This window comes from Paenibacillus sp. FSL H8-0175, assembly GCF_045040615.1.
In the GTDB taxonomy this organism is placed as follows: domain Bacteria; phylum Bacillota; class Bacilli; order Paenibacillales; family Paenibacillaceae; genus Paenibacillus_AQ; species Paenibacillus_AQ odorifer.
In genome coordinates this window covers 2,013,387-2,037,297 of record NZ_CP150299.1, presented here as the reverse complement: position 1 = coordinate 2,037,297, position 23,911 = coordinate 2,013,387, and the positions used below count along the sequence as shown (strand labels likewise).

At 44.2% G+C, this 23,911-nt stretch carries 19 protein-coding genes; 4 read left to right on the top strand and 15 right to left on the bottom strand.

Annotated features, from left to right (window positions below):
* Positions 1-30: 30 nt before the first annotated feature.
* The 3 genes from MHH46_RS08705 to MHH46_RS08695 form a co-directional block, all read right to left on the bottom strand.
* Positions 31-363, bottom strand: a complete 333-nt coding sequence (locus MHH46_RS08705; protein ID WP_405132625.1) for a GNAT family N-acetyltransferase — start codon at positions 361-363, stop codon at positions 31-33.
* Between the two features lie 453 nt (positions 364-816).
* Positions 817-1,743 carry an AraC family transcriptional regulator gene (locus MHH46_RS08700; RefSeq protein ID WP_248547664.1) on the bottom strand — a complete coding sequence of 309 codons (927 nt, stop codon included), beginning with the start codon at positions 1,741-1,743 and terminating at the stop codon, positions 817-819.
* A gap of 554 nt (positions 1,744-2,297) precedes the next feature.
* Positions 2,298-4,193 (bottom strand): PrkA family serine protein kinase, encoded by a 1,896-nt coding sequence (locus MHH46_RS08695; protein WP_076192805.1) that lies wholly within the window; start codon positions 4,191-4,193, stop codon positions 2,298-2,300.
* 333 nt (positions 4,194-4,526) lie between these two features.
* On the opposite strand from MHH46_RS08695, the gene MHH46_RS08690 reads away from it, so the two are divergent.
* A complete protein-coding gene (locus tag MHH46_RS08690; RefSeq protein ID WP_405132590.1) occupies positions 4,527-5,357 on the top strand; it encodes a DUF2161 family putative PD-(D/E)XK-type phosphodiesterase in 831 nt (276 codons plus the stop codon).
* 971 nt (positions 5,358-6,328) lie between these two features.
* Here MHH46_RS08690 and MHH46_RS08685 read toward each other — a convergent pair.
* Positions 6,329-7,546, bottom strand: a complete 1,218-nt coding sequence (locus MHH46_RS08685) for a PLP-dependent aminotransferase family protein (RefSeq protein WP_036684431.1) — start codon at positions 7,544-7,546, stop codon at positions 6,329-6,331.
* A 144-nt stretch (positions 7,547-7,690) separates the two neighbouring features.
* Positions 7,691-8,347, bottom strand: a complete 657-nt coding sequence (locus MHH46_RS08680) for a response regulator transcription factor (RefSeq protein WP_036684433.1) — start codon at positions 8,345-8,347, stop codon at positions 7,691-7,693.
* 284 nt (positions 8,348-8,631) lie between these two features.
* On the opposite strand from MHH46_RS08680, the gene MHH46_RS08675 reads away from it, so the two are divergent.
* Both MHH46_RS08675 and MHH46_RS08670 read left to right on the top strand, forming a co-directional pair.
* Positions 8,632-9,039 (top strand): hypothetical protein, encoded by a 408-nt coding sequence (locus MHH46_RS08675; RefSeq protein ID WP_036684435.1) that lies wholly within the window; start codon positions 8,632-8,634, stop codon positions 9,037-9,039.
* A complete protein-coding gene (locus MHH46_RS08670) occupies positions 9,036-10,100 on the top strand; it encodes a phosphodiester glycosidase family protein (protein WP_143761961.1) in 1,065 nt (354 codons plus the stop codon). The genes MHH46_RS08675 and MHH46_RS08670 overlap by 4 nt, the downstream gene beginning before the upstream one ends.
* 347 nt (positions 10,101-10,447) lie before the next feature.
* Here the strand turns inward: MHH46_RS08670 and MHH46_RS08665 are convergent, their stop codons facing one another.
* The 8 genes from MHH46_RS08665 to MHH46_RS08630 all read right to left on the bottom strand — a co-directional run bounded on the left by MHH46_RS08665 (position 10,448) and on the right by MHH46_RS08630 (position 19,607).
* Entirely contained in the window at positions 10,448-10,702 is a 255-nt protein-coding gene (locus MHH46_RS08665; protein WP_036684437.1) for an AbrB/MazE/SpoVT family DNA-binding domain-containing protein, read from the bottom strand.
* A 126-nt stretch (positions 10,703-10,828) separates the two neighbouring features.
* Positions 10,829-11,293, bottom strand: coding sequence for a tRNA (uridine(34)/cytosine(34)/5-carboxymethylaminomethyluridine(34)-2'-O)-methyltransferase TrmL (gene trmL / locus MHH46_RS08660; RefSeq protein ID WP_076135879.1), 465 nt, complete (start codon positions 11,291-11,293; stop codon positions 10,829-10,831).
* A gap of 124 nt (positions 11,294-11,417) precedes the next feature.
* Positions 11,418-12,506, bottom strand: coding sequence for a 3-phosphoserine/phosphohydroxythreonine transaminase (serC, locus tag MHH46_RS08655; protein ID WP_076126439.1), 1,089 nt, complete (start codon positions 12,504-12,506; stop codon positions 11,418-11,420).
* A gap of 106 nt (positions 12,507-12,612) precedes the next feature.
* A complete protein-coding gene (locus MHH46_RS08650; RefSeq protein ID WP_076192808.1) occupies positions 12,613-13,500 on the bottom strand; it encodes a hypothetical protein in 888 nt (295 codons plus the stop codon).
* A gap of 111 nt (positions 13,501-13,611) precedes the next feature.
* On the bottom strand, positions 13,612-16,350 hold the full coding sequence (locus MHH46_RS08645; RefSeq protein WP_076192810.1) for a GH36-type glycosyl hydrolase domain-containing protein: 2,739 nt from the start codon (positions 16,348-16,350) through the stop codon (positions 13,612-13,614).
* A gap of 29 nt (positions 16,351-16,379) precedes the next feature.
* Positions 16,380-17,216 carry a carbohydrate ABC transporter permease gene (locus MHH46_RS08640; RefSeq protein ID WP_036684447.1) on the bottom strand — a complete coding sequence of 279 codons (837 nt, stop codon included), beginning with the start codon at positions 17,214-17,216 and terminating at the stop codon, positions 16,380-16,382.
* Positions 17,216-18,109 carry a carbohydrate ABC transporter permease gene (locus MHH46_RS08635; RefSeq protein WP_076126435.1) on the bottom strand — a complete coding sequence of 298 codons (894 nt, stop codon included), beginning with the start codon at positions 18,107-18,109 and terminating at the stop codon, positions 17,216-17,218. The genes MHH46_RS08640 and MHH46_RS08635 overlap by 1 nt, the downstream gene beginning before the upstream one ends.
* A gap of 127 nt (positions 18,110-18,236) precedes the next feature.
* The gene (locus MHH46_RS08630) at positions 18,237-19,607 is read right to left on the bottom strand and encodes an ABC transporter substrate-binding protein (RefSeq protein ID WP_076126433.1); all 1,371 of its coding nucleotides are present in this window, start codon (positions 19,605-19,607) and stop codon (positions 18,237-18,239) included.
* A 376-nt stretch (positions 19,608-19,983) separates the two neighbouring features.
* Between MHH46_RS08630 and MHH46_RS08625 the strand changes: the two genes are divergently transcribed.
* Positions 19,984-21,018 carry a LacI family DNA-binding transcriptional regulator gene (locus MHH46_RS08625; RefSeq protein ID WP_076126431.1) on the top strand — a complete coding sequence of 345 codons (1,035 nt, stop codon included), beginning with the start codon at positions 19,984-19,986 and terminating at the stop codon, positions 21,016-21,018.
* Positions 21,019-21,154: 136 nt separating this feature from the next.
* Here MHH46_RS08625 and glnA read toward each other — a convergent pair whose 3' ends face one another.
* The gene (gene glnA / locus MHH46_RS08620; RefSeq protein ID WP_036684454.1) at positions 21,155-22,579 is read right to left on the bottom strand and encodes a type I glutamate--ammonia ligase; all 1,425 of its coding nucleotides are present in this window, start codon (positions 22,577-22,579) and stop codon (positions 21,155-21,157) included.
* 283 nt (positions 22,580-22,862) lie between these two features.
* Positions 22,863-23,909, bottom strand: coding sequence for a 3-deoxy-7-phosphoheptulonate synthase (aroF, locus tag MHH46_RS08615; protein WP_076192813.1), 1,047 nt, complete (start codon positions 23,907-23,909; stop codon positions 22,863-22,865).
* Positions 23,910-23,911 lie beyond the last annotated feature (2 nt).

The following is a 23,911-nucleotide window of genomic DNA, read 5'->3' as shown; positions in this document are numbered from 1 at the left end:
AACACCCTGGTCTGCCGCTTTTTGCTATGACTAAAATGAGGATTCAGATTCTTTTAACGACTTCGAGAAATATTTTGGAGCCTCAACAAATCCTTGCCGGGCATAAAATCTATGCGCATCAGTTCTTCTGGAATGACAATGAACCTGAATTTTATCACAGTTTCTTTTTCTAGCTAAATCAGCGCAATACTCCTCAAGCTTTCGTCCGATTCCTTTGCTCCTAATGGAATTACTCACCACAAGATAACTTATAATTGCAGTCTCTCCTACCAGACCTAATTGGGGTATGTAATGCATGGAAATACAAGCTACCACTTTATCATCTTCCTCAAAAACCAATAATTCCTCGTCCGGATGTAGGATTAGCTTTTCTGTTTTTCTTGCATGAACACTTCTGTATCTGGATATCCCAACTGTTCTAATAATTCCGCTATGTCTTTCCAGTCATCAGCTCTCGCTTCTCTAATCATTTGCCCCACTCCCCGTTATTTTCGAATTACCTTTCTAATTGACTCTATTACACTACGGAAGATGATACTCGTCAAACATAAACTGATTAGATAAAAAAACACCCCAAAAGTATCATTGGTTTCCATTTGGGAGTTCCTAAAAAAGAAGACCCACAGCGGTAACACGCTGCGGACCTTCATCGACACCCTCATATCAACTTAATAACTGCACATGGCAAATGCTCAGGTGAACGTAACGTAAGGAAGTTTGAAAATGTAGGCGCGTAGCGTTCGCCTTTGTCAGCGACCTAAAGTCCAAACATTTCTGAAATTACAATTATCACCGCGCGGTCTTTGCCCTTATCGACTATTCAGTCAACTTTTTCACAGGAACGTAAATCTCCATCACTGTATCTGGCCGCGAATGGCAGCGTTCATCGTAAAACTCAAAATCCAGCTTAGTCTCGTCATAAACGTAACCACTGTCCTTAAACCATTCTTCGAAGATGTACTTCCAGCTGCTTTTTATGACTTGGGCAAACTCTATTTGCTCTGTATCCGTTGAAGTATCCACTGGAGGTGTTGTAAACACGGCATATTCGGCTTCTGGCACATCCATCGTCAACATATCAGCTTCTACCTTGGAGTAGTCCTCAACAATAACACCCAAAAGATAGGTGGCATTGCCGTTATCTGAAGACGGAATACATAAACCAACTTCTCCGTGTTTAGGCGGGTTTAGTATTTTATACATTTTGGACTCCAGGTTTTCACCCTCATAATGGCTCCAAAAAGAAGCAATATCCTTAGTGTACATACTACCCGCAACATTAGTTTGGATACCATAACCAGCCACCTTAAAAGCAGGCTTACGAACAAAAACAGGATTCATAATATAACCTCCGATATCAAATATTGAATTTCCTTTACTAAACCCATCCATCCGTGCCGCATATTGTGTCGGACTATAACCAAAGGTTTTGCGAAAAGCTTTAGTAAAGCCACTTTGTGTTTCAAAACCATAGTCCAGCGCAATATCAATGATCTTTTTTCCAGCAAATAATTCAATTGAGGCTAAGGATAATTTTCGGCTCCGCACATACTCCATCACAGACATTTCTTTGCACAAGCTAAACACTCGGCAAAAATGATACACCGAATATCCGACCTCCGTCGCTATTTCTTCAACCGTTATATTTTCTTTAATATGAGCTTCTATATATTCAACACATTTTTCTATATCTTTACTGTAATTCAAGTGCAGCACCAGCCTTTCCCCGTACGGTGATTTCATTATATCAACTGCGCTGGAAATGGACTGTTCCTGTTTTGCTGAGCTGCATTATTGCCTGTATAGAAAAACAGAGCAGTGATCCCCCATTTACAAAAGGATCACAACTCTGCGTATTCTTAGTCACCATCATTTTGGGTAAGCCTCGAAGTAGACAACGCTGGATCCACGTAACTACTTACTCTTCAGTTCTGTTGCTCCCAACGACTGACTAAAGGACCCAGATGACGTTAATTGCAAAAACATCGCCTTTTGAGCGGAGTTTCGGACTCCAGTGCAGCTATTAGTCAAAAACGGCTCATATTTAGGGTTTTTCCTGCTAATAGCGACCATGGGGTCCGATAGCCTGCGAAATATGCTCAAAATCTACGTTTAGGGTCACCTGTGTCCTTTAGCAACTTCTTACGCACAACAGCCAAATTAGTCAGACGGGTTGCGGTGTTTAGATTAACATTAGGAGGGTAAAAGGAAGAAAATACAACATGGGAGGGCAAAAAAAGAGTGCTCCACAGCCATTTTCATGGCTTTTGGAACACCCCGCATAAATGAACTCTTTTTTAACGGTTAAGCAGACTTCCCACGTATTTCAGCAGCTCGTTGGCGCAAATTGGGCAGTAGTGATGTCCATCAATAAGTCTGGCGCATACCTCGTTGATTCGTTTGAGCTGACTTTCATCAGGTGTTTTGGACGAGGTGGTGATTTTGACAATATCTTTGAGATCTGTGAACAGCTTTTTCTCAATCGCTTCCCGCAGGCGGTCGTGGTTGTTGTACTCGAATTTCTTCCCTTTGCGTGAATACGCGGAAATCCGGATCAGGATCTCTTCACGGAACGCTTTTTTTGCATTCTCAGAGATTCCAATTTGCTCTTCAATCGAACGCATTAACCGTTCATCCGGCTCCATTTCCTCATCCGTCAGCGGATCACGAATTTTCGACCAATTGCAGAAAGCTTCGATATTATCTAGATAATTCTCGAAAAGTGTCTTCGCAGATTCCTCAAAGGAGTAGACAAATGCCTTTTGTACTTCGCTTTTCGCTAAAATATCATATTCCTTGCGGGCAATGGAGATGAAGTTCAGATAACGCTCCCGCTCCTCTTTTGTAATCGACGGATGCTGATCCAGGCCATCCTTTATCGCCCGCAGGACATCCAGTGCGTTCATGCACTGCAGATCTCCTTTGATCAGAGCGCTGGAAATGCGGTTGATAACATAACGCGGATCAATTCCGGACATGCCCTCATCTAAATACTCCGTTTGCATCTCTTTAAGATCGGCCTCTTTATAGCCTTCGACCTCTTCGCCATCGTACATCCGCAGCTTTTTGATCAGATCCATACCTTGTTTTTTGCTTTCTTTAAGACGGGTTAGGATAGAAAAAATAGCGGCGGCACGCAGCGCATGTGGTGCAATATGCACATGACTCATATCACTCTGGGCGATCAGCTTCGCGTAGATTTTTTCCTCTTCCGAAACTCTGAGGTTATACGGAACAGGCATAACAATCATACGGGATTGGAGCGCTTCATTCTTTTTATTAGAAATAAACGACTTATACTCGGTTTCATTTGTATGAGCAATTATCATTTCGTCCGCACTTATCAACGCGAAGCGGCCAGCCTTGAAATTGCCTTCTTGCGTCAGTGACAGCAGGTTCCATAAAAACTTTTCGTCGCATTTGAGCATTTCCTGAAATTCCATCAGCCCACGGTTAGCTTTGTTCAACTCCCCATCAAAACGGTAGGCACGCGGATCAGATTCCGAACCAAATTCAGTAATGGTCGAAAAATCAATACTTCCTGTCAAATCGGCGATATCCTGAGACTTCGGATCAGAGGGACTAAAAGTACCAATCCCTACCCGCTCTTCTTCTGACAGAATAACACGCGTCACCTTAACCTGCTCAATGTCACCAGCATAATCATTTCTTAGACGCATCTGGCAGGATGGGCACAAGTTGCCCTCAATACGTACACCAAGTTCCTTCTCAATCTCCGGACGGAGATCCAGCGGGATCAAATGCAGCGGGTCCTCATGCATCGGGCAGCCTTCTATTGCGTATACCGCACCCGCATCTGTCCGCGAGTACTGTTCCAAACCACGTTTAAGCAGCGTGACCAGGGTCGATTTCCCACCACTGACAGGTCCCATCAATAACAAAATCCGTTTGCGAACATCAAGCCGACGTGCTGCAGAGTGAAAATATTCCTCGACCAACTTTTCGACTGCACGATCAAGTCCAAAAATCTCCTGTTCAAAAAACTTATACCGTTTGCGTCCGTTTATGTCCTCTACGCCGTGCGACTTAATCATGTCATAAACGCGGGAGTGAGCGGTTTTTGCGGGAGAGGGGTCTTTTCTCAACAGTTCTATATACTGCTTGAAGGTGCCGCTCCACGCCAACCGGTCGTTCTCAGCCCGATACGAAGCTATACGCTCAAAAATGTCCATTGCTCGCTGCCTCCTCTTGCGCTCCTACTTGCTCTTCTACTTGCTCTCCTATAGCGTTAAAAAGTGTATTACATACCTATGCGGCAAGCGCGGAATAGTTGACCTCTTTTTTACTGTGCTATAATAGAGAATCAGAAAATGGCTGTAAAACCTTATTGGGAAACCCGAAAATAAAGGCCTACGGGAGTGACAAGATGGCGGTACGACATGAAACGGAGCTATATGCTCCTTTGAAGATTTTTTGAAAAGCAGGGTTACAGCATCAAAGGTGAGGTTCGGACCTGCGATTTGGTGGGGATTCGGGAGGACGTTGAACAGCCTCTGATCGTGGAGATGAAAAAATCATTCAATCTCGCCTTACTGCTGCAAGGGGTAGAACGGTTGAAGCTCAGTCCCACCGTCTATCTCGCAGTGGAACGTGTCCGTGATAAAAAAGGAGCGGTGAACCAGCGCTGGGGCGAGCTTAGCGGGTTATGCCGCCGGCTCGGTCTTGGGCTGATCACTGTTATCTTTTATAAGACCAAAGCACCGCTGGTCGAGGTGCTCGTAGAGCCAGACGAGAAGCCGCCTGCGCAGCGCAGCAATAAGCGGCGGCGCGAACGCCTGCTCTATGAGTTCCGCGAGCGCAGCGGAGACTACAACACCGGCGGCAGCACGCGCGTCAAGCTCGTGACGGCCTACCGCGAGAAAGCGCTGCGTGTCGCGCTTTCTCTGCAAGCAGCGGAGGCGGACGCCGCCGCCGCTGCAGAGAAGGCAGCTGCGAAGGCTTCGCCTGCAGCAGCCAAACGTTCAGCGGCGGGCACCGCTGAACAGGTTCCGGCGCTGAGCTCAGCGCCGGAGAGCCGTGCTGCCGGGGACGCGGCAGCACGGGAGGCGGCGGCAGGCACGCGAAGCGGTGCCCCTAGCGCTGCCTCAAGCACGCTTCCAGCGGCCGTATTGGCCGCAGGAAGCGCTCCCCGCTCGGCCGGTATCACTCCGGCCGAGCTGCGGAAGCGTAGCGGCGTACCCACCGCCGCCGCTATGCTTCAGAATAACTACTACGGCTGGTTTCACCGGGTAAGCCGTGGGCGTTACACCCTAACCCCAGCCGGTCATGCGGCGCTGGTGGAATATACCGCGATAACAAGCGGCGTACCCAATAACAGCAATCATCCCATTAATTAGCTAACCTAGCCTGGACAGTACTTCTATCGACTATTTCTTTTTAGTCGGGTCTTATTCTTTTAGCTCGGTTCTAATCATTTACTCAGACTTTAAACTTATTATTCTGATGCACACATAACATGTGTAAATAACGCCAAAAAGCATCCCAACTACGGGATGCTTTTTCGTATGTCTTATCTTATTTAAATCCTATCTCTGTGCATTCCATGTTCTTAACTTACACTTAACATATTATTATCTGGTGCGTACCACGCTCTTACTACACTCATATCACATTTAGATTACATTTTTAATACACTAGTATCTCATACGTGTCATGTCTTATTTCACTCATATCTCATGAGTATCTCATACATACCACATTCGAATTGCATTCTTACCGCGTGTTTAACTCGCTCTTCCCACATTCGTAAATCATTCTCATCACATTAGTAACTCTTTCGTACCACGTTCATATCTCACTCTTACCACGTTCATGTCTCATGCGTACTTCATCCAGCTCTACTTGACTGTACTTAACTAACTTATTTACAATCTTCGAACACGAGCGCTATTTACTAATTACTATTTTCTCTACTCTTGCTTTAACAAGCTACTCTTGCTGAATCATTCAAAGCAAAATAAGCTTTAAAAACACCATTCCGAAAAAGGCACACTAAGTTATTAGGGAAATCCTCCCCAATATTCTTCGATTCACACGCTAAAAACTGCATTTTAGGGAATTCCTCCCTGATTTTCGCCAGATTTACCCCTAAAACGGGGAATCCCTTGATTTTTTAGGGAGAAATTCCCTAAATAGTCCATTTTAGAGTTCAAATCGACCAGTTTTAGGGAGGATTTTCCTAATTAATCTCACATCACGAACTTCATCTTGCCCGACTTGTAATTCTGTCCTTGTTTTAGCTCTAAAAGTGTCTTGTGTTGTGTTTTCATCATTTCAATCATTTCATTCACAACTTTCATTCCACTACCTAACTCCGTGCTGTGAACTCCTTAACCGCTTCGCTCATCAGATTCATGCCAAGCAGCAGCTCATCCCGCCCGGGATGGCTAAAGTTAAGGCGAAGGTGATTGCTGACTCCATCTACACTACATAACGGACCTGGCAAAAAAGCCACTCCCTTACCTAGCGCACATTTGAGCAACGCCATAACATCCATTCCCTCTGGTGGTGCGACCCACAGGAACATGCCTCCTGATGGAAGGTCATAGGAGCTGCCCTTCCAAGCAGGCCGCTTGAGCAGTTCCACCATAAGCTTCAGACGGGTGTTATACTCTCGATTCAGCTGCGCGATATGCTCACGCAGATCAAACGCAGACACATCCAATAAATGATGCAGCAGCCGCTGATTTAATGCGCTCGACTGCCAATCGGCCATCTGCTTAGCCGCAGACATCATTCTGATCAAGACTCGGCTGCCTGCCGCCCAGCCCGTCCGCAGCGCGGGCGCAACGGTCTTGCTGAACGAACCGATATAAAGCACGTGTCCGCCATCGCTGATATTTTCCAGTGCATACAAAGACGGATATCTTTTAGCCTTGTGTTCACCCTGCTTCTGGAAGTGCAAATCCCCATAAGAATCATCTTCCACAATCAAGATGTTATATGCGATACATAAATCCAATACTGCGCGGCGTCTCTCCAAACTCCATAAAATGCCGCTTGGATTGGTAAAGCTAGGGGTTGCGAACAGCATTTTCGGCTTATGCAGCTCGATCTGGCTCCGCAAATGCTCCGGATCAAGCCCGTCCAAATCACCCTGTACAGGAATAATAACGGCCCCCTGCATCCGAAGAGTCTGCAAAAATCCTGGAGAGGTCGGATTTTCTACTAATACACGATCTCCTGGATCAATATACACCCGCGACAACAAATCAATGGCTTGCTGGCTACCCGTTGTTAGCAGAACTCCACCTTCAACAACATTTACCCCTTTTTCTTTAAGCCAATCCCCTGCAAGCCACTCCCGAAGCGGTCCGTACCCTGCAGGATCACCATATTGCAGTGCTCCCGCATCTGCTGAAATCACCGTAGATGCTGCTTCAGCAAGCAGTGACAATGGGAATAGTTCTTCCGCTGGTAATTCTTCAGCTAGCGATATCATGGAGCTTCTCCGTGTTTGGGTGCGGATACTAAGAAGCGATGACGACAACAATGTGTGTGCGCGAGCAGAAAATTCGTAAATCATGCGAAATCCCCCTTCCCTGTTACCAAGTAGAAACGGCTTCGTCATCCTCATCCAAGGATGGGATGGTTACCCATTCAACATGATATTCTTACTTCTACTCCAAGAATATTCCACCCCATACGTCATTATGTCGTAAAGCGTGGGTTAGGCGTAGATTTGCCTGTTTTGTCTTGAGAAGAGCGCGAATTTTTCAATCGCTTGTGCCCGGGTCGAAACATCGAGCTTTACATAGATTTTGCGCAAATAATTATCAATGGACCGACGGCTTACCGCAATTTCAAGCGCAATTTTATCGTAGGTAATCCCTTGAACGATTCGCTCCATGATAAACATCTCAGTCTCCGTCAGTTGCAAAACATCATCTAATCCTTTAAATGTCGAAATCGGCCAAGCTCCTTTTTCAATCCATTCCAACGGCATTGAAAGAAAACCCTCCCGTAAACCCAGGATCAGCTGTAAAAGCTGACGGGGAGAAGCTCCCTTCGAGAATATCCCGCTGGCTCCTAGTTCTACGAGGGGCTGAAGCAGTTCTCGCCCGTCTTCGTCTGTCATCACGACAAAATGTGAGTTTGGTGAGCTTTTTTTCATATTTAACAGCACACTCTCAATATTCCCCTCAGGCATATGATAATCTACTAGCACTAGCTCGGGATTTTTTTCCCTTACGATGGTAGCGCCTTCGTCCCAAGTGGAATACATTCCCAGAACCTTAAGCCCCTCTTCCTCTTCCAAAATCAATTTTGTCCCCAGCATACTTGTAGGATGACACCCCACAATGACCACCTGCCAAACCTTCATCATTAATGCCCTGACCCCCTGCTCTATATATAATCATCTAGAAAGGAAAGCGCCGCAGCGTTTCCGGTTAAAACGCAAGCAAGGCTGTATGATGACTTGTCTGTATAATCTCTAGCTGGTTACCTTGTGTACGTCTATCAGAATTCCAATCTATAGAAATTGTATCGCAGTAGTTTAATAGGATGCAATTACTTTTTCTAGTTTTCATACTCTCTTACATTTTTGCGAATCTTGTCAAAGTCTGATAGAATGGGGACTTGAAAAAAAGACCAACCCGAGGTGATAAAATGCAACCGCTAGCGGAAACGTCCCCGGTACGCTCGCGCTCTACTACTGCGAGAAACGGCCCTTCCGTAAAATGGTTTTTACTGTTCTGGATTATGATGATCGGACTCGGCGTATATGCTGTATACAGCTACACGAACCATCTGAAGCAACAGGTGCTTACCGAACTTAGTACTCAGAGCCAGCAGCAGCTTACCGTTTTGAAGACCGACTATGAAGCAAAAATTGCCGTTCTCTCTGAAGAAGTGAAGGAATTGCAGAATACAGTGCAAAGCTTTAACGAACTATTAACCTTCACTAAAGATAATGCTAGTGCCAAGACAGATAACAGCAACAAGCTATATACGCAATTGAGTGAGGTAAGCAAACAGTTAGAAGCTTTGAAGAAAGAAATGGATCTGATCAAATGATGACGCCAGTCAAAAGAGTAAACCGCTTCTTCATGCTTCTAACTGCACCGTTCATAGGCTTGTTTATTTGTATGTCGTGGTATCGACCACCGCTACAGCTAGACCTTGATGTAGGACAATTCACACCAAGCGCTGGGCCAGTGAATGAAACAGCTTCCTTAAAAAAAGAGCTGACGCTGGCAGAGGCCTCCGCAGCTTACACCATTGATGCTGTCAGCGCTAGTGCCAAGCTATATAAAGAGACTACCACTACGATGAATAAGCTGGTCGAAACAGCACAGACTCAGGCGACCCGGCCTGAACTGATCTATAACCGCAGGATTTCAGCCAAGCTTGGTATACCTTCAGAGATCGTTACTAGCGACCGTATAAGAGTTGAGTTATATCGATTGAATCCAGGAAACTACAAAGCTTATGCGTTGAAAATCAAATTGAAGGACCCGACCGCTATGAAGATGAGCTTGGCGGAGACAGCCTCCGGTGCGGAAACTACTATGCATGCCGTACAGCGTAATGGTGCCATTGCTGGTATTAATGCGGGCGGCTTTGCAGATCAATCCGGAAAACGTTATCCCTTAAGCACAACTGTAGTGGATGGAAAGTATTTATACGGTTTTGAGCCGACGTACAAGGACCTAAGTTTTGTTGGGCTGAACAAATCCGGGCAATTAATCGGCGGGAAATTCTACAGTCGCGCACAATTAGATCAGCTAGATCCGGTATTCGGCGCCACCTTTGTGCCTGTCCTCCTTAAAAACAACATCAAAACACCCATACCCGAAAAGTGGAAAACATCCCCTAATCGGGCACCACGTACCGTGATCGGCAAATATAAAGATGATCAGATCCTGCTTTTTGTAGCGGATGGATATAATGAGTATGGCAGCTCTGGTGCACAGCTGGAGGAGATTCAGAACAAATTATCGAATATGGGTCTCGTAGATGCTTATAATTTAGATGGTGGTGGCTCTTCCTCATTGATCTTTAACGGAAGAGTTATCAATAAACCATCCGATGGAAATCTAAGAGCTGTGCCAACGAATTTTCTGTTTTTTAAATAATATAGTAAATTGTCTATGTAACATATCACATTTGCGTTTATTTTTATTAAATTGCAGGTTATAATCTTGATAACGAATACATTCGCTATTGGAGGTGCCAGTATGTCGTTCTCATTAACCTTTTGGATCGTAATGTTCGTATTTGTGTTATTTACGGTCGGCATCCTTACCTCATCTTACAACGACGACAAAACAAAAGGCCTATAAAGCCGATATGTCCCTGCAGCCACTTGGTGCGGGGGCATTTTTTGTATACATAAAAAAACTGCCCCCCAAGTAGAAGAGTTCTACGAAGAGGACAGTTTTTTTATAAGCTCTTGGCTGTCAAAATTCAAAATATGTACTTCTTAGGCATGCCTTGGCAATTGAGTCATTTCCGAAAGGCATGCAGAACAAATATAACGATCTTTATATTCGCTTACACCATCCATAGATCCACAGAAAACACATTTTGGACGGTAACGCTCCAAGATGATATGGTCACCCTGTACCAAAATTTCAACCGGGTCGCCTTCATTCATCTGATACCTTTTACGCAGGGACTTAGGCAGAACAATTCTACCCAACTGATCCACTTTGCGAACTACACCAGCAGGTTTCATAACTAACGTACACCTCTCCTGTTCAAGAAAAATTATTTAGTAGCTACTACTTATTTCGGCTCTTTCAATATATTTCGTTACCTAATTGTCGAATCCTGCTGAAAAAAATAAAAAATTTGTCTTTTTTTAAATAAGATTAGGGAAATCCAATTGTCGAAGCGCCTCGTACACAATAATTGCTGCCGAATTGGATAAATTCAGAGATCTCACAGCATCACTCATTGGCATGCGCATTTTTGTTTCTTTACCTGCTTCTAGAATCTCTGCAGAAAGCCCCTTCGTTTCCTTGCCAAAAACAAAAAAATCGCCATCTTGGAACTCAAAGTCGCTGTATCTTTTCTCTGCTTTCGTCGTTGCGTAAAAGAAACGCCCCTCGCTATATTTCTCCAAAACCTCAGCAAAGGAGTCGTGATATTCAATAGTAACAGCATGCCAATAGTCTAATCCTGCTCTTTTTAATGTAGCATCGTCTGTACGGAATCCGAGTGGACGAACCAAGTGAAGATGAGTGCCGGTAGCGGCGCAAGTACGCGCAATGTTGCCAGTATTGGCCGGAATTTCCGGCTCGACTAATACGATATGGAGTGCCATTATATGGTTCCTTCCTCTCTAAAGGCTTAATAGCCAGATGTTTTACTCTAGTGCCTAACCATAGCTTCTCCAAACAAACTGAAAACCTTCCACCAAGAAGGCGGAAGGTTATAGATAGAATTCATTAACCTTGAGTTTGCCGGAAATGGTTCATGAAATCGGATAGTGCTTTTACACTTTCGTAAGGAACTGCATTGTAGATGGAAGCACGCAAGCCCCCAACACTGCGGTGACCCTTTAAGCCGACAAAACCTTCCAGTTCAGCAGCTTTGACAAACTGCTTTTCGAGTTCTTCTGATTGCATCCGGAAAGTAACGTTCATAATAGAGCGGCTGCCTTGTTCTGCAACACCACGGTAGAAACCGTCACTTCCATCGATGTGATCATATAACAGACCCGATTTTTCAAGGTTCTTGGAATGGATGCCAGCTAAGCCGCCTTGCTCCTCAATCCATTTTAATACTTCGTTCACCATATATACAGAGAAAGATGGAGGTGTATTGTAAAGAGAGTTATTCTTATAATGAGTGCTGTAACGCATGATAGTAGGAATGTTAGAAGGTGAATCTGCAAGCAATTCTTCTTTCGCGATAACTACAGTCACGCCTGAAGGTCCAAGGTTCTTTTGTGCTCCGGCATAGATCATTCCGAATTGGTTCACATCGATTGGACGGCAAAGTATATCACTGGACATATCCGCGATTAACGGAATCGAGCCTGCATCCGGAAATTCTGCATATTGCGTTCCTTCAATGGTCTCGTTGGAAGTAACATGAAGGTAAGCAGCATTCTCCGCAGCTTTGATCGAACTTAATTCAGGTATAGCCAAGAATTTCTTATCTTCGGAAGAAGCAGCAACATGAGCGCCTCCTACCAATTTGGCTTCTTTATAAGCTTTATCTGCCCAGCTACCTGTCATTACATAGCTACCTACTTGGCCTTCGGAAATCAAGTTCATAGGGATCATTGCAAACTGCGTGCTTGCTCCGCCTTGTAAGAACAATACCTTATAGCCCTTCGGATTGCCGAGGAGCGAAAGCAGACGTTCCTGCGCTTCATTATGCACGGATTCGTAAATGGCACCACGGTGCGACATCTCCATGATAGACATTCCACTTTCCCGGAAATCAACAAACTCCGCTTGTGCGCGTTCCAGTACCGTAAGCGGCAATGCTGCCGGTCCGGCATTAAAATTGTATGCTCTCTTATTCAAAACTGCTCCCCACCCTTTCTCTCCTATCAATATGGATATGGTTATGATAGCAATATTCTCCCGCACCAGCAAGTATAATTATTCACATAAAAGGTTAAGACGGTACTCATTCCGCAGTGAAAAACCGGTAAGATCGGCGCCAGCTCTTGCTTTGATGCGGTAAAAGACTAATGTTCACAAATACTTCAGGAGAGACTACATGACCTTCTCCCCACAGGGCCATACGTTCTATTGGAAAGTCCCCACTCTCTCGCACGCCTGCTCCACTAGGCTTATGAACCAACTCCCAGGTGAACTCATTTTCCTGACCTTCCCAACCGCTCAACTTGCAATAAAAGGGTTTATCCGGTTCCTTTGACCAAGTAAGGGTATTCCCGGATACCTCTAGCAATTCTTTCGTATAGGAGGATTCTGGTTCTACTACCTTGAGTTCCCTCGGAAGACGCAGTTCGAAATCCTGCCCAATATTCAACCCGTCGATTCCGATGAAGTTGTGAATATATTCCTCCGTATGGAAAGGCTTTTGCCCTTTGTTATGCAGTTCATATGCAATTATTAATTGATCCCCCTGTAAAGAAATCGTTTTGGTTAGCTGCACAGCATATCCGTTGCTTTCCATCGGGTGGATCGTATAGGTGACCGCATCATTCCCTGCTTCGATATCCTTACTAAAAGAGGTTAAGGGGAACTCCTCATTGAAACTGTATAATGGGGAATTTCCTTTTTGTAACAATCCGACTCCGATTTTTGGAAACCAGCCTCCGATTGGTGCTTCATCATATCCAATTGCCCGGGAAATGCCAAACTCATTACAAAGCCCCTTGCCCCCAGTTCCTTCGCCTGGCTTCAAGCTTTCCGGCACACAAAACGTATGTTTCCCCTCTTCTAATGTCACCTGTGTAATAAATCCTGTCCAGTCAAAACGTGTGCCCTTATACTCTCCGATATCAGCGATATCGACAGTTAATATGCCATTTGACAGTCTGTAACCCATACCTAACGCGCCCTTTCGTTCATTGTTACAATGAATAAATATTCATTATTGAAAAAAACGTCTGCAGCCGCTATGAATAACGGTGCAGACGTCTTAAAATATCGTATAAAGCTACGCCAATGTCACTTCAATCAAGTGGCATTTCTCTGTCTGCAGAGAGAGCAACTCTTCACGCGGAATAATCGCACTTCCTGAGCCGCGCTGCAGCGTCACCTCGCTGCCATTCAGGGTAACAGCGTGTATTTGGTACTCCCCGTAGTTTAAGCTTCCTGTGGCTTTATAGACCACTTCAAACTCGCGATCCGCGAAGATTGTCTTAATAGAGGCTTTTCCCTCAGAATCAAACTGCTCTTTAACAAGCTTCGGTTCCAACAAAAGATCGCCTAGCTTACCTTTTACACCAAATACTTCAGTAACCATAGTTAACAGCAGCCAGCTTGCTGATCCTGTTAAATACGTATACATCCCTCTGCCTTGCTCGTTAATATACTCAGGAATTCCTGGGTATATGCGGGCTTTTGCAAAGTCAGTACTTAAGCTATACAGAGATTCTAATACTTTATGTCCTTCTTTCACATATCCGCGTTTATACAACGCATTGCCATACATGATGGTCATGTGACTGAACATAGCACCGTTCTCTTTATGTCCAAAGGCAAAGCCAAAGGCGCGACCCAGATTCTGCTGGATGCCTCCAAAACGGGAATTAAGTCTGTACCCAATTTTGTCATCCAGTAGATTACGATCCACGGCGGCAATGATATGCGGAATTTGCTCTGGCGCAGCTGCATGACCCATCAGCGGGAATACTTGACCTGTAAGCGTCATTCGAACGCCTTCTGCGAATTCCCCTTCCACTTGTTCTCCATCATTATTATAATAACCGTTAAACCAGCCTCCACCTTGTTCACTTTCCACCCACTCATTGCGGCGCAAGTGATTAAAGATCCACTCTGCTTTTTGTTCCAGATCGTCCGCTACTGTCTCTATGTCGAGTGCTGCACGAATACCGCTAACTTTGTTCGGAGCGGCAGCATAATATTGATTAAGTCTTTCATGCTTGCCTGATACAGATTCATAATCCACTTGCTCACCAAGCGAATCTAGCAATAGTTTCATTTCTTCTGCCAATTCAACTGTCTCTTGCCCTTTAGAAGTCTTTAGCGTACGCAGCACACGAGAAATATCCAATAAGTTACTTGCGTAGAATGCTGTGAAAGCTACACTCTCACCCCGGTCTGCGCCCATATCAAGACCATCATTCCAGTCTGCACCCTCCAGCAGGATATTATTGTGCTCTCCAACATTAAAGAACGGAACCAGATTTTGCAGCAGGATATGTTCCAGAATCGTACCTTTATAAACCTCACCAGAAGTTGTTCTGAGATCACTTCCTAGCGAGGTATCCCATGAAGTATCACGTTCCTTACAGCGACTCATAAAGGTATCGCGGAAATACGTCTGTTCCTGCAATAAGAAATCAAGATCACCACTCTGATCCAGATATAACATAGTAGTTAAGAACGGCCAAGCCCCATGATCCATCCACACCCGCGGGATGTTGTTACGGTCGGCAATAAATTCACCAGGCTGTTGACCGATAATAGTGGCATTACTACCATCTATTCTTACCCCAGCGTAGTTGTTCAGCAGTAAGCTCCGTACTTCAGCCGGTTCCATAATAAGGAGTGCTAGACAATCCTGCCAAAGATCCCGCCAGCCACGTCCGCCTCTTCCATAATCATGATAAGGCAAGAAGGAGTTACCATAAAGTCTTCTCAGCACGGGTTGAATCGTAACCCATTTCATCCATTGGTCAGCATCTGAATCACCGGTATGAAATTCTACCATATTCACTTTATCTGCCCAGAAGGCCTTAGTCTCCTCAAGCAAATGATCAAAAGCTTCAGATGTACCATATTTGTTCATCAAAGCATCCACGTCAATTCTCTCATTATGGATCGCCATAACTACTATATAAGAATGGCTGTCACCAGGAGACAGAGTAAGCGTCTCGTAACGAAGACCCCCGATAGCCTCATATCCCTCTCTTTGTACGCCTCCGCCCTTGCCAATCTCCGGCGTGTTGTTCAGGATAACAGCTTCTGGCCAATCCAGGCTTCCACCTTCTCCAATGAACTCCTCCTGCACCGGAAAGAACCCCGCAGGTTGACTGCCGTCACCCTCTGCACCAAATACTCCATAAGAAGTGTGATTGATGCGGTGTCCCCGCTCATCAAAGGAGAGCGCAGGCTGAACCTCAACACCATAGGGTGAAGTATAAATCCGGTTAAGCAAGGAGGTTACATGTCTATGATCGCGCAGATCATCCGCCGAACGCGCGTAAATCGGAACTACCGCTGTCGGTGTCAGCGTAATAGCCTCTGCTGCTGTATTGGTCAACGTAACCTTCATTAATTCGACTTTATCATTACCACTTGGCACAAAGCTGGTGATTTCAGCTTTAACACCCATCTCTGCGTTACAACGCGTTACGCGTTGCCACAAGAAACCAGCCTCTAGTACTGCTTCATCAGTAGACGATGTATAAAAATCGGCATTTTGCTTAGCGGAGTTCCCCACTGCCGACCAAGCTCCCTTGCCGTCTACGTATACCCAGAAGTTGCGGGAAGCCCGCGAATTATGCAAATCTTCAACAGATAATGGCGGTGTTAAAAATGAATTATGACCTGTGGTAACCTGACCATGAAGTTTTGGAGTTACTGTCGACATCATTCCCCCTTCATTCACTAGAGGGAAATATAGAAAACTGCTGCGATCCGGTTGCTGAAGCCTGAATTCCCCATCATTTCCGGTGAATTCGAAGCCATGAATTTTATTACGATCCATTCTCTCCATCCTCTCATTTACACAACTACTTAAGCTTTAACCGCACCTGCCAATGCACCGTCAACGATATACTTTTGAATGAAGGTGTATAGGATGATAAGCGGTGCAGATACGATCATGATCCCGCACGCCAACATAGGCCAGTTGTTTCCGTATTGACCGCGGAATTCTTTAAGCCCGAAGGTGATTGGATAGTTTTCTGGACTCGGTAAATACATGACCGGCCCCACGAAGTCATTCCAGATACTAATTGCTGTTAGAATAACACCTGTAGCAATTACTGGTTTCATAAGTGGCATGATGATCTGGAACAAATAACGCATATATCCAGCGCCATCCATACCTGCTGCTTCATCCATCTCCCGGCTAATTCCTTTGATGTAACCTACAAACATCATGAACACGATACCCGTTCCGCCTGTTTTAAGGAGAATGTAACCCAGCTTCGTGTCATAACCTACAAATCCTAGCTCCTGTTTCATGGTAAGCATCAGCTTGAACTGTGCGACCATTGGATTCGGCAGGAACTGAGACATCAAGAAGAACAAATAAATAAATCCGCTCCACTTCACATAATTTCTCGCCACCGGGAAGGCCCCGAATAACGAAACAATTAGGGTCAGCACTGTTGCTACGGCTGTATACAGCAGACTGTTTAAGAAATAATTAGAGAAATTACCCTGTAGCCAAGCTTCTTTATAATTATCCCATTGAATACTTTTTACGAGACCGATAGGATCTAACAGATATTCTGTAAAGGACTTGAATGAAATATTGATTACAAATAACAACGGCATGATATACAAAACAAGCAACACTGCAATCAGAATATAAGAGAGAGTTTTGGCGGTTTTGGAATCCTTCATTAATATTCCACCTCTCTCTTACGCATTTGTTTCACTGCAAATACTACAAACACCAGAATCATAAGGAACTGAACCACGGAAAGCGCGGAAGGAAGTCCCATCTGTAGAGAACCACGGAACGTCTCTTTATAAACGTCATATGCCATCGTTCTTGTGTTAAAGCGACCGTCCGTAGTTGCGAGAATAATATCAAAGGTGGACATCGCACCGATAATAGACAAAATAATGTTAATCGTAAAGGATGGAGCGATAAGTGGGAATGTGATATTTTTAAAAGATTGCCACTTCGTAGTTCCGTCTATATATCCAGCCTCATACAAATCTTTCGGTACGGATTGTAGTCCCGCAAGGAAAATCAACATCGAATATCCCATATACATCCAAATTTGCGTAAATATAATATAACCGAACGCATGAGTGAAGCTTCCAAAGAACATATCTTTATAACCGAACAAAGAATCATACAGTTGGTTAACCGGACCACTCAGCGGATCGAACATCATGCCCCATACCAGTGCAACTACCGCCACACCAAGCACAACCGGTAAAAAGAATACCGCGCGATAGAAATAATCGCCTTTCAGCTTCTGATTGATAACTACGGCCATAAGCAGACCGACACCGTTCTGTACAATGGTTACAATGACCATGAAATAAATAGTACGTATAATGGAATCCCAACGCTCGCCTGAATTTCCTGAGTAAAATACATCATAATAATTGTCAAGGCCTACGAAACTCATCTTGCTTCCAGGAACGTTAGTGATATCTGTAAATGAATAGATGACCGTCATCATAGATGGGCCAAAATAGAAAATTACATACAATGATAATGGAATCATTAGCAGCAGAAGCGGTATATATCGTTTAAAACCTTTCCCGAACGGATACATTTCTCTCACCTACCCAATCCTAATTCAATAAAATGATCGGGGCCTGCACAAAACAGACCCCGAAGCTGTAAAACATGTTTGGTGTACAGTATGTTGTAGATTCTTTTTTATTTATTGGGATAGCTACTTATTTAGGTGCTGCTGCTTCCCATTCTTTTTGTTGTACGTCTGCAAGCTCTTTAGCGGTTTTAAACTCGCCGCCTGGTGCCAAATACTCAGTGTGAACGCCTTCAGCTGCAATGTGTTCACCAACGTTGTCACGGTTAATCATCATAATTTCATAAGCAAGTTCGAAATCTCCAGTCATGTATGGAGCAAGTTCTTTGTCAATAAAATCACTTTCAGTGGCAATATTGTCTTGTGTAGGCAAGAATCCTGCTGCTTTAACATATTCTGTGTAGTTTTCTGGTTCAGAGAAGAATTCCAGCCATTTCAAAGCGCCTTCCTTGTTCGGGCCTTTTTCTGCTGCATACCAAGTTACATCGTATTTACCGACAAGAGAATTATTCTTAGCAGCATCTTCTGTAGCTGGGATTGGGAAGTAACCAAATTTCACATCTGGATTTGCTGCCGCGATCGTAGGAGCATCCCAAGTTCCGTCAGCAATCATAGCTGCTTTTCCTGTTGCGAAAAACGAAGGTGCTGTTGCATAGTCGATACCCAAGAAACCGTCGATGATGTAGTTATCTTGAAGCGTCTTCATTTTCTCCAATACTTCTACAGCCTCAGCATCGTTAAATGCCGAAGTTCCCTTCCAAACGCCCTCAATCCATTGTTGTTGGTTGCCGCCACCCAAAATCTTAGCTTGCAAACCGAACACTGGCAGTTTCAATGGCCATACGTCTTTACCAGCCACTACGATTGGAACAATACTCTTGGCTTTCAATGTATCTAGAACACTAATGAACTCTGTCCAAGTTGTAGGTACAGTCAGACCGTTTTGTTCAAAAATTTCTTTATTATAGAAGAATCCTGACATTGCTACTTTACCGGTTGGGATTGCATACACTTTATCTTTATAAGTGCCGGCTTTAGCAATATCATTCGCATTGTAGTTTTTAACGAAAGCTTCGTTGCTCAGATCAGCAATCAGTCCGGAATCAATCCATTGTTGCCAGTCTGGCACTTTCGCACCTGGTGTCCAATCTTTCGGGGACAATCTCATACCGGATAGATCGGCAAGAACATCTACGTCACCAGCTGTAATTCTTGCTCTTTGTGCTTGTTTGAATTCATCATCAGGACCCGTGGTTGTGTACTCCACTTTGTATTCCGGATATTTTTCTTCAAACTTTTTATTAATTTCTGTAATGACCTTGTTAATATTCTCTTGTTTCCAGTGTAAGATCTTAATCACTTTCTTATCACCAGATGCAGGCTTGTTTGTTCCGCTGCCCGGAGTAGCCTCACCATTCGCGTTGTTATTGCTGTTTCCACATGCTGCTAATGAGAGCACTAGCGCTGAGCTCAACAATACCGCAGAAAGCTTCTTTACCATTTTGTTACCCCCCAGATAATTTGTTATGACCCTTTTAACGAAACCACATGCTAATTTCTGAAAATCACGAAACAGTAAGGACGATATCACAGAAAGCGGTTTCGGTGTTTTTATTATTACATCGTTATTTGTCTTTGTAAAGTCTTTTTTCTTTGTTCGTTTTTGAACGTTTTTTGAACCAAATATTCAAAAAAACCTTTAAAACCAAGCATAATCCTAGTTTAAGAGTAAACATTCCATTGACTATAATCTTATTGAACTATAAAATAAGTAACGAAACTATTTCGTAAATCATAAATTCAAGTCATAAAAAATAGCCTTGAGTAGATTTTAAACATATATTACGGAACATTTTTCACTATAAGGGGGACTTAATTTGGCCTACAGCATCAAAGATATAGCGAAAATTGCTGGAGTTTCTGTTTCGACAGTATCCAAAATCATTAATAACTACAGTGATATTTCGGAAGATACCAAGACAAGGGTTCAACAAATTATAAAAGAAACTGGATATACCCCCTCCAATTCAGCTAAAACATTGGCTACGAAATCATCCAATCTAATCGGAGTGATTTTTGCCGGAATGCTGAATGTCGACTTTACCCACCCTTTTTTCATCGAGGTGCTAAATTCATTCAAAAAACAAATGGGACTACTAGGTTACGACCTTATCTTTTTTTCCAATGAAAAATTCCAAAGTGGCGATACTAACGATTATCTTGCCCGTTGCCAGCATTTTAATGTAGATGGGTGTGTGCTTCTATCCGGACAGGAGCTAGAAACCTCTATCAGCGAATTAGACAACAGTACAATTCCGTGTATCGGCGTAGATTTAAAGCTGACCGGTGACAACTCTGGTTTTATCATGTCGGATAATTTCAAAATGTCCTCCAAAGTGGTGGAACACTTTTACTTACTGGGCTATCGAGAGCTTGGCTACATCGGCAGTTCCTCAGATTCAGACATCTCCAATATGCGCGAAAGTGGTTATCGCAAAGCTCTTGAAGATTTAGGACTGCCTATTAACGAGAATTGGTTCTTAAACGGAAGTAACTTCTTTGAGGCCAGCGGGTATGAGACGATGCGTAGAATGATTGAGAATGGAAATTTACCTAGAGCGATCTTCGCGGCGTCCGATCAGCTTGCTATAGGGGCGATGCGTGCTCTTAAAGAGGCTTCTATCGCCGTTCCTGAAACTGTCGCAATTATTGGCTGTGATGATATCGAGGCCTGCAATTATACAACACCCCTATTGACTACCATCCGCCAAAATAAAGATAAGATCGGCCGCCTAGCAGCGCTAATGCTATATGATCTAATAAACAACCAATCCGGCACGAGTTCTTTCAGCGTGGAGCCCGAGCTTATCATTAGAGAGTCCTGCGGCGCTCCTGAACGGGGGCTAGTGTAGTCTTTCTTAGCATATAGTCATAGGGCACAGTAAAACCCATTACTTTTCCTGATTCATAAAAAAGAAGCTGCCTCAAGTAGAATTCACTACTTTTGAGACAGCTTCTTTTATTATAAAGATTATAATAGCAGGAATCTTATAGATCGAAGTACAAGGCGTATTCATGTGGATGAACACGAATGGCAACCTCTTGTGCTTCAGAACGTTTCAGAGCAATATAGTTATCGATGAAGTCCTTAGTAAATACGTCGCCTTCTGTTAGGAACTCGTAATCAGCTTCCAAAGAATCAAGCGCTTCACTCAGGCTGCCTGGTACGCTGCGGATTTTTTCTTTATCTGCATCAGACAATTCATAGATGTTCTTATCCAGAGGACCATAACCCAGTTCTTGCGGGTTAATCTTGTTCTTGATTCCGTCCAGACCTGCCATCAGCATTGCGGAGAATGCCAAGTAAGGGTTAGCTGTGGAATCCGGTGTGCGGAATTCGATACGACAGCCTTTTGGTGTCACAGCTGCTACCGGGATACGAACTGCTGCAGAACGATTTCCTTTGGAGTAAACCAAGTTAACCGGTGCTTCGTAGCCAGGAACCAGACGTTTAAAGGAGTTGGTGCTTGGGTTAGTCAAAGCGATCAATGCTGGTGCATGGTACAAAATACCACCGATATAATGAAGAGCCATTTCGCTCAGGTTAGCATAAGCGCCTTTTTCGTAGAACAAAGGAGTGTCTCCGTCAAAGATGGATTGATGCACGTGCATTCCGCTACCGTTATCACCGAACAGCGGTTTTGGCATGAAGGTTGCTACCTTGCCATACTGACGTGCAGTGTTTTGTACAATATATTTATAAGTCATGAGATTATCAGCAGTTTTCTTCAAGGTATCAAAACGGAAGTTAATTTCCGCTTGACCTGCAGTGGCTACTTCATGGTGATGACGTTCAATGCGTAGTCCAACTTCAGCGAGCAGACGGCACATTTCACTGCGGATATCCTGTTGGGAGTCAACTGGTGCTACAGGAACATATCCACCTTTAACGCCAACTTTAAATGCCAAGTTGCCGCCCTCTTCTTTACGACCCGTATTCCAAGCCGCTTCTTCAGAATCTACGAAGAATGAGGATCTGTTCATGCCACTTTCGTAACGAACATCGTCAAAGATAAAGAATTCTGATTCCGGCGCGAAGAATGCAGATGTACCTACTCCGCTTTTTTGCAGGAATTCTTCTGCTTTCACAGCAATACCGCGAGGATCGCGCTCATAACGTTCGCCATCAGGAGTGAAAATGTCGCACATCACGTTCAGCGTTGGATGAGCTGTAAACGGATCTATGAATACACTATTCGGATCAGGCATCATAACCATGTCTGATTCTTCAATACCACGGAAACCTTTGATGGAAGAACCGTCGAATGCTACCCCATTTACAAAAGTTTCATCTTCCACTTCAGAAGCTGGCAGAGAGATGTGGTGGGCACGACCACCTAAATCTACGAATCGAAAATCTACCCACTCGATATTGTTCTCTTTAATTGTTTGCAACACTTTTTCAACCGACATGAATTTTTCCTCCCCCAAGTTCCGAACATTAGGCCGCTCACAGTATGCAAATGTTCTTGTTTTAATTTTTTTTGCTGTCGTAATTATAAATCTCATACCTAACATCGTCAATGCTTATGTCAGGTATTTCTTTCAGCAATGTAAGATATTCTAACGCTTTCGTGAAATCTGTTATTTTCGCATATTTCCATGTCACATTTATTTTATCCAACTCCAAAAAAACCCTCTTTTCCCACTAGGTCGCGGGTTAAGAGGGCTTCCGAGGAAGCTATTAGATTAAATTTTATAGGACCGAAACCGTTTCTGGCGAAGTTGAAAACTTACGTCCAACAATTGGAGCCAGCTTTTCCAGATCCTTAAGCAGGTTATCAAACTGATCAGGGAATAACGATTGAACACCATCACCTGTCATGGAATTGTCCGGATCTGTGTGCATTTCAATAATTAGACCATTTGCGCCAGCAGCAACAGAAGCTTTGGCCATAGGCTCAACTAACTCACGACGACCGGTTCCGTGACTTGGATCAGAGATTACTGGAAGATGGCTTAAGCTTTGTAGCACAGGAATAGCCGATAGATCCAGCGTATTACGAGTGTAGGTCTCAAATGTGCGAATCCCGCGCTCACAGAGCATCACATCCTTATTACCGCCTGCCAAAATGTACTCCGCTGCATTGAGCAACTCGTCATAGGTCGCACTGAAGCCACGTTTTAGAAGAACAGGTCTGCCACAGGTCCCCAGCTTGCGCAGCAAATCAAAGTTTTGCATATTCCGTGTACCCACCTGCAGAATATCCGCATGTTCCGCACAGATATCAACATACTCTGGTGTCATAACCTCTGTAATGGTCAACAGCCCATGACGCTTTCCTGCTTCAGCCATCATAGTCAAACCTTCCACACCTACGCCTTGGAAGCTGTACGGTCCTGTACGGGGCTTAAATGCGCCTCCACGAAGTACCTGAGCACCAGAAGCTTTAACAAGCCGGGCGATCTCATCAATCTGCTCTGGAGACTCAACGGCGCAAGGTCCGCCCATGATTACCAGGTTTTCTCCACCAATCTTCACACCCTTGATATCAATAATCGTATCCTCAGGATGGAAATCCCGGCTGGCCAGCTTGTAGGATTTGGAGATCTTCACGACGTTCTCTACACCCTTCATTTGCCGCAAATGCTCGGCGAGCTTAGGAGTGACGCCTCCCACTAAACCTATCACCGTGTGATCTGCTCCTCTGGAGAGATGCACCTGCAAACCTTCTTTTTCGATTACGGCAATTATATCTTTAACCTGTTCTTCCGGTGTTTGATTTGATGTAATGACGATCATAT